General features: G+C 40.1%; 16 protein-coding genes. 1 reads left to right on the forward strand and 15 read right to left on the reverse strand.

Going from position 1 to position 9,271, the window contains the following annotated elements:
- Nucleotides 1-12 precede the first annotated feature (12 nt).
- From BM278_RS12645 to BM278_RS12705, 13 genes are all read right to left on the reverse strand, one after another.
- Nucleotides 13-1,647, reverse strand: coding sequence for a DNA polymerase B (locus BM278_RS12645; protein ID WP_244151161.1), 1,635 nt, complete (start codon nt 1,645-1,647; stop codon nt 13-15).
- Nucleotides 1,648-1,712: 65 nt separating this feature from the next.
- Entirely contained in the window at nt 1,713-2,180 is a 468-nt protein-coding gene (locus tag BM278_RS12650; RefSeq protein ID WP_090950214.1) for a DUF669 domain-containing protein, read from the reverse strand.
- 47 nt (nt 2,181-2,227) lie between these two features.
- Entirely contained in the window at nt 2,228-3,088 is an 861-nt protein-coding gene (locus BM278_RS12655; RefSeq protein ID WP_090950217.1) for an AAA family ATPase, read from the reverse strand.
- Nucleotide 3,089: 1 nt separating this feature from the next.
- Entirely contained in the window at nt 3,090-3,983 is an 894-nt protein-coding gene (locus BM278_RS12660; protein ID WP_090950220.1) for a YqaJ viral recombinase family protein, read from the reverse strand.
- Complete coding sequence (locus tag BM278_RS12665) at nt 3,967-4,275, reverse strand: hypothetical protein (protein WP_090950223.1); 309 nt, start codon at nt 4,273-4,275, stop codon at nt 3,967-3,969. The genes BM278_RS12660 and BM278_RS12665 overlap by 17 nt, the downstream gene beginning before the upstream one ends.
- Nucleotides 4,272-5,483, reverse strand: coding sequence for a helicase-related protein (locus BM278_RS12670; protein WP_090950227.1), 1,212 nt, complete (start codon nt 5,481-5,483; stop codon nt 4,272-4,274). The genes BM278_RS12665 and BM278_RS12670 overlap by 4 nt, the downstream gene beginning before the upstream one ends.
- Complete coding sequence (locus BM278_RS12675) at nt 5,437-5,769, reverse strand: VRR-NUC domain-containing protein (protein ID WP_090950230.1); 333 nt, start codon at nt 5,767-5,769, stop codon at nt 5,437-5,439. The genes BM278_RS12670 and BM278_RS12675 overlap by 47 nt, the downstream gene beginning before the upstream one ends.
- The gene (locus tag BM278_RS12680; protein WP_090950233.1) at nt 5,766-6,203 is read right to left on the reverse strand and encodes a hypothetical protein; all 438 of its coding nucleotides are present in this window, start codon (nt 6,201-6,203) and stop codon (nt 5,766-5,768) included. The genes BM278_RS12675 and BM278_RS12680 overlap by 4 nt, the downstream gene beginning before the upstream one ends.
- Before the next feature lie 83 nt (nt 6,204-6,286).
- Nucleotides 6,287-6,478 (reverse strand): YqaI family protein, encoded by a 192-nt coding sequence (locus BM278_RS12685; protein ID WP_090950235.1) that lies wholly within the window; start codon nt 6,476-6,478, stop codon nt 6,287-6,289.
- Nucleotides 6,479-6,491: 13 nt separating this feature from the next.
- Entirely contained in the window at nt 6,492-6,776 is a 285-nt protein-coding gene (locus BM278_RS12690; protein WP_244151162.1) for a DNA-entry nuclease, read from the reverse strand.
- A 147-nt stretch (nt 6,777-6,923) separates the two neighbouring features.
- Nucleotides 6,924-7,142 carry a hypothetical protein gene (locus BM278_RS18810; protein ID WP_090950237.1) on the reverse strand — a complete coding sequence of 73 codons (219 nt, stop codon included), beginning with the start codon at nt 7,140-7,142 and terminating at the stop codon, nt 6,924-6,926.
- On the reverse strand, nt 7,142-7,405 hold the full coding sequence (locus tag BM278_RS12700) for a hypothetical protein (protein WP_090950239.1): 264 nt from the start codon (nt 7,403-7,405) through the stop codon (nt 7,142-7,144). Before BM278_RS12700 ends, BM278_RS18810 begins: the two co-directional genes overlap by 1 nt.
- Nucleotides 7,402-8,166 carry an ORF6N domain-containing protein gene (locus tag BM278_RS12705; protein WP_090950242.1) on the reverse strand — a complete coding sequence of 255 codons (765 nt, stop codon included), beginning with the start codon at nt 8,164-8,166 and terminating at the stop codon, nt 7,402-7,404. Before BM278_RS12705 ends, BM278_RS12700 begins: the two co-directional genes overlap by 4 nt.
- 259 nt (nt 8,167-8,425) lie before the next feature.
- Here BM278_RS12705 and BM278_RS12710 point away from each other — a divergent pair, with 259 nt between their 5' ends.
- Nucleotides 8,426-8,803, forward strand: coding sequence for a DUF2513 domain-containing protein (locus BM278_RS12710; RefSeq protein ID WP_090950244.1), 378 nt, complete (start codon nt 8,426-8,428; stop codon nt 8,801-8,803).
- Here the strand turns inward: BM278_RS12710 and BM278_RS12715 are convergent.
- Nucleotides 8,798-9,022: a hypothetical protein gene (locus tag BM278_RS12715; protein ID WP_090950247.1), complete on the reverse strand. Its 225-nt coding sequence runs from the start codon at nt 9,020-9,022 to the stop codon at nt 8,798-8,800. The two genes, BM278_RS12710 and BM278_RS12715, sit on opposite strands and share 6 nt — an antisense overlap.
- Before the next feature lie 45 nt (nt 9,023-9,067).
- Nucleotides 9,068-9,271, reverse strand: a 204-nt coding sequence (locus tag BM278_RS18815; RefSeq protein ID WP_167359636.1) for a hypothetical protein, incomplete at its 5' end; no start/stop codon positions are given.

Below are 9,271 nucleotides of genomic sequence, written 5' to 3' on the forward strand. Positions count from 1 at the left end.
ATAACAACCTCCTTAAAAAAGATTGCTTTGAACCAATTTAATGTAGTAATTGATATCGATGAGTTTTTTGTTCATCTTGCTTAACTCATCATTCCAAACGAAGCTGTGTTCACTTGTGTTAGGTACTTTGTAATACTTGTAATCACGAACTTTATACACACCGCCGTAGTTCAATATATTTGTGGCAAAAATACGATTGACTTTCTGAAGCTTCACCATTTTCCTGTCCACTTCATGGGCCATTCCGTCAAACTTCCCGGCTTTGGCCACCAATTGAAATAGATCCAATTGATTGTTTTTCCAGGATTCGATCACTGTTTTTTGAATCGGGATTCCATACATGTAAAAATTCACTAATGCTTTATCGATAATGTGTAAACTGTTTCGTTCCCAATCTCCGCCCTGGAATTTAGCCATTCGTCCTTTTGCTTTGATCGTTCCATCTGCATATTGAACGACGTAATTGTTGACATCGCGCTGAGCAATTTTTGTGATTTCATCAACTTCTAGCGTCAGGTTGTAATGTTCACCAAACCGACGAATGACTTCTAAAATCATGTCTTTCATGCCGTCTTCATAGGCGATAATGATCCCGTCTGTATTCGATTGAATGAGTTGTGCAAAAGGTTCAAGAAGCAGGATTAAATGCGTTAAAATCAGCTGGCCATTTATCGTTACGTTGTTAAATTGTTTGGGGTCAAATAAAGGATTGTGCTCGGATTTCATCGCACCAAACGCGCTGTTTAAAATGATCTTATAAATCTCATGTTTACGGTCATTTTCTTGCTTTAACGCTAAACGCTTCTGGTAGATGTTTTTAAACAACTCTGGGCTTTCTGCATTCCGGCTAATAAAGTGGTTGTTGATCATAAGTGACGGAAAATATGATGAAACATCGATTTGCATCATTTTCCCTGTGTACCGGTAGTTTTCAATTGCGCCGTGTACACCGCCAAAACCAAAGGAGTGTTTGATTCCAGCAATTTCGATTTCTAGTTTTTCTTTCTCGAGCGCTTCATGATCTTCACCTTGCATATAACGACGACGGATGTTTTCGTAAAAGGCGATCAATTCGCGCGGCAGTTCATTTACCTTCAAGTGTTGATCAAACTCTAGGTGCAAACGATCTCGAGGCAATTTCTTTGGTTTCGTTTTTAAAACAGCAGCTGCAAGGTTCGCTCTCGTTTTTTTGACGGCCGTTACCGGCAATTTAAAGGCATCAACAATCTCAAACTTGCTGGTAAAGTAATCTTCACGTAATTCGAACACTTTTTTAGTGGTCTTTACATCGTTTTCACAATACTGAAAAACCTGTTCAACTTCTTCAGTTGTTAACGGACGATCAATATCAAAATCAATCGGTGTTTCGTGAATATTGAGTCCCATGTTCGCCTGGATTTCTTTAAGAGAAACACTGTTAATTTCTTGCATCGCATCTAATGTGAGATATTCCAGTGTTGCATGCACTTTTTCACCACGAATGATTTTTTTTGACAGCTCGTACGGATCTTTTCCAGTAAGCAATCCTGCTAAAATGATGTCATCGTAAGAATAATTGTTGTAACCAATTAATATATTGTTAGTGGACAAGCATTTTCTAAGCTTGTCCACATCGTTGTGAATTTTAATGACTTGATCTTCCGTCATGAGGACCACCATCCAATCATGACGGAATACCTCTATATCAAAGAAGGTAAACATCTACATCACCATTAGAACGGTGCTGCCGGCGATAATTTAAAGTTTTGGAACTCTTTCATTTCACCGGTTTGTTTGTTTTTCCATCTGCTTGTTTTCAATTCAAGTTCTACTTGCGTCCCTAATGCAGTTTGAAGTTTTTCAACAACGGCCGTTTCGATATTTGCAATGTCATCAACCGTCAATTCAACCCCGAATACCTGGGCAGCATGACCCCAAAGTTTTTTGATGTTTTGCTCGAGCTGTTTCTCAGTGAGCCAGTAGTTGGCAAAATATTTACGGTTTTCATAGCCTTCGTTAATGATTGTAAAAGTTAGCGATAACCATTCTGTACCTTTTTCACTCACGCGGAATTGCACATCTTCCAAGATGGCATCGTAAACGCCATCTGGAAGATTGTCATATCCACTGTCATCGACATTAGTTGTGTTTGGATTGAATCCTTCGTTTAACATTTTTTGCGCTAGTTCTTTTAAGTTCATGATCAAATAACCTCCCATGTAATTTTTAGTTAGTTAAAGTTAAAAAGTTATTTAACTCTTGGTGGTCTCGGTGCAGCTGTACGAGGTTTAGGCGCTTGCTTAACTTCTTGTGCTTCCTGCACATCTTTTTGTTCAGTTGCTTCGGCTTTTATAGCCTGTTCCTCTGCTTTTTCTAGGCTCTCCACAATCTTTTGCGCTTCCTCTTTGCTGGTTTGTGTTGGTTTATCAAAAGCACCAATAACGGTATCGAGAATGGCAAGGATACGTTTGTCCTGAATCCATTCACGCTGATAAGCTTTTCGACGATCAATGACTCTACGAATATAGTTTTTGCCGATTTTTTGGCACAAGATGTTCATGTCGCAATTGCCGTTCACTACGTTGAGATGTTTCACACTCAATGAAGGAACCGGCTTTTCAATGTTGTTTTCTGTTACGGTTGCATAGCGTGAAATATAAATGACATTCATCGGCAGCGCTTTGAGTTTAACGACCAGCGCTGTAAAAATTGACTTGAAAATACCGAACCCTTTTCCGTATGGAATATCACCGATATATTGCACGCCGTGTTCTTCGCAGATGGCCTGCTCAATGAGCGTTACCACGTCGTCGATGACGTCGATTACGACGGTTTCAAAACCGTGATCGGTGGTTTCCAGTTCTTTGATTAGTTCATTCAGCTGATCGATCACGCTAAATTTAATTTTGCCGGTGTTCGGATCCCGTTCGTTTTTGAGGTTGACGCTCGGTGTTTCAATTTGATCCGCATTCCCATCGGTATTGAAGACAACAGGATTTGGGAACTGGGAAGCTAGATAAGACTTCCCATGCATAGTTTGTCCCCAGATAAAGAAGTTGCGCGGTGTATCAATGGTTTTCTTTGGTTGGTTTTTAGGTAGTAAGCCCATATTAGTTAGCCTCCTTCAAAGAAATCTTTACATATCCTTTTTTCTTACTCTCTTTCTGATACTGCTCAACGATTTCCGGATGCTCTTTTTTGAATCTAGCCGTATCAAATGTTTTAGAAACAGTAGGAGGGATTCTGGTAAATATAACTTTGTCTGTCTCCCATTTCTTGATGTCATATTCCTCCATTAGTTGATAGAGCTTGTCCTTCATGGTTTTGTACTGTTCTTCAATTTTTTTGAAGTTCGCAATCTGTAACTCTAGCTTTTCTACTTGCTGCGCAACAATCGTAAGCTCGTTTTGACCGATGGCCATAAACTCTTGTTCCGTCATATCCGGTTTTTCTTTGAGATATTCGCAACGGATCCAGAAAGTTTCAATGGCATTCAAAATTCTTTGAACGTATTCATCATCTCGCTGAACAACTTTAATTTGTAATCGGTCCGCATCAAATTCAGCGTCAAAGTTGTCTGGGCGCTCATAAAGAGCTAACCAGCCATATTGAACATCAAACTGATACATGTACAGCTGCATTTGTGCTTCGTATGATTTTATGTCCGGCGTTTTTCCATGTGTTTTGATTTCCAGGATAAGTTGATTTTCGGCATCATACCCATCGGTGTTAGAACGAATCCCTTTTTCACGATCAATACGTGTATCCGGAACAAAATTTGTTTCATTAATTGCGTTGATATAATCACGGATTTGAGGTTCTAGCACTTTTCCATATTCGGTATATTCGTTTCCTTGGAACGTAGATGGTTCAATCCCGGTTTTTTCTTTGGCCAACTGAAACTGTGTTTTGTATTTGCTAATCCCAAGAATCGCTGGGACATCGGAACCGCCAACTAGGTATTGTCTACCTTCCGTTACATTGGCATCAGCTTTCGTGAACATCGTATTCAATCACTCCATTCCATTGCTCGAATTCTTCGAGAAATTCGTTCATCTTATTTTCTAATTCCATTTTTCGCTTCATACGTTGATGGTGTTCTTGTACGATTTTCTCTACTGCCGTTTTGAATGGTAACCCTTGAAAATTAGGATAAGTGTTTGAGTGTATAATTTTTCCATCTAAGCTGATTGTTAATTTGAATTGATATGGTCGTAGAAATACTGGATCAGGTTTAAATTCAACATTGTAGGAAAAACCGTCAATTTGAATGATTTTATTTATTCTTTTTGTCATATTGTCCCTCCCACATACTCTCTAAAGAGTTCTTCTGTAAAATCTTTCTTTTCAGCAAGCGCTTCGTACACTGCTTCTTCAATGCTGTTCTTGGTGATATATCGATAAACAGTAACCTTCTTGGTTTGGCCATTTCTGTAGCATCTTCCAAGTGCTTGGTCATAGTCTTGGTAGCTATATGTTGGCGTATAGAAAATCACGACATTTGCATACTGCAGTTCAATTCCTGCAGCCCCCGCCTGGTACTGAACGAGAGTAATGGTGTTTTTCAAATTTGGCCATTCTTCACGATCAGGAAGTTTATTGACCTTTCCGCTTACTTCGTAGATCGTTTTGCTTTTACCTAACAAGTTTATGAGATTTTCCTTTTCTTGCTGGTAATAGTAGAAGATGACGATGTTTTCTTCTGTACCTTCCGCTAACATTTCTGTATAGGACAGTTTGTCCTTCTGATTGGCATAATATCGAAGCCCATGCTGTAGCTTCATAATGGTATCGAAAGCAATTTTTCCTTCATTTGTTTCCAAAACCCGATTTTTTCTTACGATCTCGTATTCTTTTGACTTTTTAAAATACACATCTTCGAATACAAGAGGCGGTAAGTCTAAACATTCATCTTTCGATAGTTTTGTTGAAATACTTTGGTATAATCGTTTTAAGTAGTCTTGCTCTTTCCAGCCACTCACTACCTTAACGGTTTTGTTGCCAAAGAATTTCGTTTCGTAGATTGCGTGACGTTTCATAAACTGTGTTTTATTTTTATAAAAACCAAACATCAGAAAATAATTGATCGTATCAATCCAACCGTTGCTGGAAGGGGTGGCGGAGAGCAAGACGAAATTCGTTGATATTTTCGCTAAAGAAAGTGCTGCTTTTCCTCTTTGACTTGTTGGGTTCTTGATGTAGTGACACTCATCAAAAATCACAAAGTACCCCTTGTATAAATGCCAATCCTTCGCAATTTTTCCGTACGACAGTTCGTTGTATATAATCTCAATGTTGTAATAGTCTGCCACACGTTGAATTTCTCTACTCCATCCACCTTCACGCAATTTGGCCGGAGGTTGAACAACAAGCAATGGTTCCCCTTGGTTATGTTTTAAATAGTGATGAAGAGCGAGGATGGTTTTTCCGGTTCCTGTATCAAGCGCGTATAACCAATTAGGTTTTGCTTTTTTCAGAACATCTTTTTGATAGCTGTAAAGCATGTCGTAATTCTGCAATCTTTCTTTGAACGTCTTCGACGCTGTAAGCGACAAATGCATAACCTCCACTTCTGTTAATCTCATCAATATTAAATTGCTGTAATGATGAAACAGTCCCGCCAGGCCGTTTCACTTCGATGCCTACAAAAACTCCATCTACACATGCGATGATGTCGGGAACCCCAGCCTTTTGGTACATCGACCCATGCACTTTCATGTACCAAACGCCCAGTCGATCAAGATATCGTTTGATTTGATTTTCAATGTGTTTTTCCAATTTATTGCTCATAATGCACGAGCTCCAAGCAAATCGATATCGGATTTTTTGGCTTTTCTTGCTTTGAGAACAAGATTTGTTTCTTCGTGTTCGTATTGTTTTAACTGCTGAGAAGAAATTTTTCGTTCTTCCACTAATTCAGCAACTCCGATTAAATTTAATTCAGATGTAGACTTACCTACATCGTTTGCAAGCTGTGACTTGTCAAATTTCTTGCTGATTTTTTGCTTAACGGAAAGTATATAAGGAACATTGTTTTTGTAAGCTAAAACGTTGCCGTTTTTTTGAATGTAATGAATGATTTGATTTGTTTTTTTATTAATTTGCTCCGTCACTTTATCGAGCTCACCTTTCAAATGAGCACGTTTTCTTTTCAATTCTTCAACTTCTTGAAATAATCCATTGATTTCGGATTGTTTAAAACGAACGCTCACATCAACATCCATTTGTGTGAACCTCCTTCTTCGTGATAAAATCACATTAGTATGGATATTATGCAGCCGTCTCACTCTCCCCAGTGAGGCGTTTTTCATTCGGCAATTTTGCGAGTAGCACCAAGATTTTCGGTAAGATACTGACGAATGTTTTCCTCGAGTACAATCTCGCCGTTCGGAAACTCGTAAATGGTATCACCGTAGAGAATTTCATCGCCGCAAGCATCTACACCCCAATGAGAACTTTCCCACTGAACAGGACGAACCATCGGATTTTCGACTTGCAAGTGCTGCACCTCCTCATACCCAATGCTTGTTCAGATTTTTGTAATATTCGAAGAGACCGCGTTTTTTTAGCTGATTGAGTTTCGTTCGTATCGTATGCTCTGTTTTCCCTAAGGCAAGTGAGATTGATTTTGGACCATCGATCTCATAAAATTTGCAAAGATATTCAAGGTCTGATTCAGTAAATGGTTTCCCTTGATTGTGATGAAATTCCGGATGGTACTTCATGCGACCCCAACGATCGTATTCAACCGGTATTTCATCCACCGAAATATCCTCCCTTCCGCGAATTTGTGCCATACTCGTCCCTCCTTTCGTATAGATTAGTAATGTGATAGATGTGCTAGTGCACATCGTCAAGTGCAAGAACGCTGTAAGGGGATGGGGAGGTGTCAGCGCTCCTGCACCTGACGACAGGCGCTAGGCCTATCGTGCTTGATGAATGATTCAAGCAATGGTACAATGAGTTTGTATATTGTATTCAGAGTTCAGATGACGGCTAGTGTTGGGACACTGGCCGTTTTTCTTTTGCAAAAACGCTTGTATAGCTTCTTTTCGTTTTTTTTCTTCTGCCGACAGCAACTCTCGATTTTCGCGTGCTTTTTGGCAAAATCTACGAACCTCTGAAACTTTCATAAGACGACTGGCAGTGAAGCAGATATTCATCATTCATCCCCCTTTCTCAAAATGACCGCAACATCAACACCGCGTTCTTTCATCATTTCAACGACTTGTAGCAATTTGTCGTGCTCCTCTTTTCTCCGCACCAATTCATCGAGGTCGCGTTTGCAGCGCAAGAACTCTTTCACCCATTTTTCCGCCTCGTCCAAGTCGTGCCCAAACTGAGCCACACGAGCACGGGCAAGGCAATAGTCGCAGCAATCGAGCAGTTGGGCCGCACGTTGCATATCGCCCGGGAGGACGTTCATTGCGAAACACCTCCCAGTGCTTTCGCTAAACGGATTGCCGGAACCAACAAATTTAACTCTTCCACGATGTCGATTGGCTTAACGTTTTTATCCCCTTTCGCTCTCCGATTTTCTACACGGCGCTTAATATCGACGTGATATTGAGCACCAAGCAAGTCATAAACCTTGTTGTATGCCTCGTCAAAGCCGATCTGCTCCCGTTTTGATAAAGCACGCACCGCGTCATTAAATTGTTTTCGCAACGGCATATTTACATCGACAAGCCCACGTTTTAAGTCCGTTACTTCATTGGAAGTGGCCGCAATCTTCTGTTTTGCTTCGTCAGCTTCCTTCTTAACAACCGCTAATTCTTGCTCTAGTTGCTTTTGTCTAAGTTCTAGTGAGACCAACGCTTGCAGTTGAGGACTCAACATCTGAATGTTGATCGCATTCTCCTTCACCCTGTAATACTCATCCACTAATCGCTCGTATGCTTCCCAGGCTTCGTCAGTGTTCAATGATTTCGCATGCAACCAAGCGCCTTTTTCGGTCCATAAGTAGAGTACTGTTGCATTTTTCGAACCATCCGCAATTTGCGTACGGTTTAAAAACTCTTGTTTTTCCGAACCTTGTAACGCAAAATAGTGTTTACCGAGCTTAAAGCGATCTTTGTTACGGTTAAAATTTTCGGAAATCCGTCTGTTATCCGTACCGTAATACTCAGCTAACTGGGAAGTTGTCAAAACACGTTGACCGTTTTGTTCAATTACCTTTAGATGCATTGCGCTTCCCCTCCACTGTATTAATGAATTTGATTAACTCTTTGTGTTTGTGTTTATACGCAAGCTGTTTAGTCGCCTTTAAGCGATATAAGCCATTTACCGTTGTGATAAGTAAACTCACTGTCCGGTACATCTTTGAAGATCGGGAATCGCTTTTTAAATTCCGCCAAATTAACTGGCTCCAACTGTTTCCCCTCCCTTTTTGTAGGATTTTCCTCCTTCTTGTCGAATGATGTTTAAGGTAAGGAGGTGAATTCCAATGAAACTAGACCAAGATTGCGTAAGAGATCTTTTACTCGAGCTAGAAAGCAAACTGTCGTTTAATCAGCCGATATTCATTGACGACTTCAAAGAACTAGAAACAGTTTCTAGCTATGGTTATGAAATTTCTGTCTACGCATTGCTGAAAATGATTGAAGCTAAATTTGTTAATGCTAACGTTACATACGCAGGAGACGAAATTTATCAGCTTGCTATTTCATCATTGACTTGGGATGGTCATCAATTTCTCGATACCATTAGAGACCATGAAGTTTGGAAAGAAACCAAAGCCGCAACCAAAAAATTATCTAGCGTCTCACTTTCCATCATTGCTACATTAGCCACAGAATTTTTAAAGAAAAAGCTGGGATTATAGCCTGTTATACTCTTGTAAAAAGTTATTGAACGCATCCAAAAACTTTGTGAACTTGTTGGGGGAGTAATCGTTACTGATAAAATTCAAGTGCAATGTAAGCTGGCTCTCCCCCACCGGTTCCAGATTTTCAGAAAATGTCGGGTTAGCAATCTCATATCCAGCAATCATAATTTGCGTTTTCGAGTTGGTCTTATCTTTTGGAATGTAATAAATACTCACGTTATTCACCTCCCGCTTGTCCGCTTTTCTTCCAAAAGGAATGCCTCATTCGAGACCAAAGCGTTCTGGATACTTTTTGAGTGCCTCTACCACCGTTCCAAGCATGACCGTTGATTCGTGTCTCACACCTGCTCCTTCCTCGAATGTCACTTCAGCGATGACGTTCCGGTCTAAATCCAGCACACACACTTCGTACAATGAAGGCGCAAAGGAAAACTCAAACACAGTCGCTTTGACAAAGAGTGGCTT

Source organism: Parageobacillus thermantarcticus (assembly GCF_900111865.1).
GTDB lineage: Bacteria > Bacillota > Bacilli > Bacillales > Anoxybacillaceae > Parageobacillus > Parageobacillus thermantarcticus.

Bases quoted from the DNA above. Each gene is read 5' to 3' on its own strand.
- BM278_RS12650 (WP_090950214.1), bottom strand. From the start codon at position 2,180: ATGAACTTAAAAGAACTAGCGCAAAAAATGTTAAACGAAGGATTCAAT.
- BM278_RS12665 (WP_090950223.1), bottom strand. From the start codon at position 4,275: ATGACAAAAAGAATAAATAAAATCATTCAAATTGACGGTTTTTCCTAC.
- BM278_RS12705 (WP_090950242.1), bottom strand. From the start codon at position 8,166: ATGCATCTAAAGGTAATTGAACAAAACGGTCAACGTGTTTTGACAACT.
- BM278_RS12655 (WP_090950217.1), bottom strand. From the start codon at position 3,088: ATGGGCTTACTACCTAAAAACCAACCAAAGAAAACCATTGATACACCG.
- BM278_RS12700 (WP_090950239.1), bottom strand. From the start codon at position 7,405: ATGAACGTCCTCCCGGGCGATATGCAACGTGCGGCCCAACTGCTCGAT.
- BM278_RS12710 (WP_090950244.1), top strand. From the start codon at position 8,426: ATGAAACTAGACCAAGATTGCGTAAGAGATCTTTTACTCGAGCTAGAA.
- BM278_RS12670 (WP_090950227.1), bottom strand. From the start codon at position 5,483: ATGCTTTACAGCTATCAAAAAGATGTTCTGAAAAAAGCAAAACCTAAT.
- BM278_RS12690 (WP_244151162.1), bottom strand. From the start codon at position 6,776: ATGGCACAAATTCGCGGAAGGGAGGATATTTCGGTGGATGAAATACCG.
- BM278_RS18810 (WP_090950237.1), bottom strand. From the start codon at position 7,142: ATGAATATCTGCTTCACTGCCAGTCGTCTTATGAAAGTTTCAGAGGTT.
- BM278_RS12675 (WP_090950230.1), bottom strand. From the start codon at position 5,769: ATGAGCAATAAATTGGAAAAACACATTGAAAATCAAATCAAACGATAT.
- BM278_RS12680 (WP_090950233.1), bottom strand. From the start codon at position 6,203: ATGGATGTTGATGTGAGCGTTCGTTTTAAACAATCCGAAATCAATGGA.
- BM278_RS12660 (WP_090950220.1), bottom strand. From the start codon at position 3,983: ATGTTCACGAAAGCTGATGCCAATGTAACGGAAGGTAGACAATACCTA.
- BM278_RS12645 (WP_244151161.1), bottom strand. From the start codon at position 1,647: ATGACGGAAGATCAAGTCATTAAAATTCACAACGATGTGGACAAGCTT.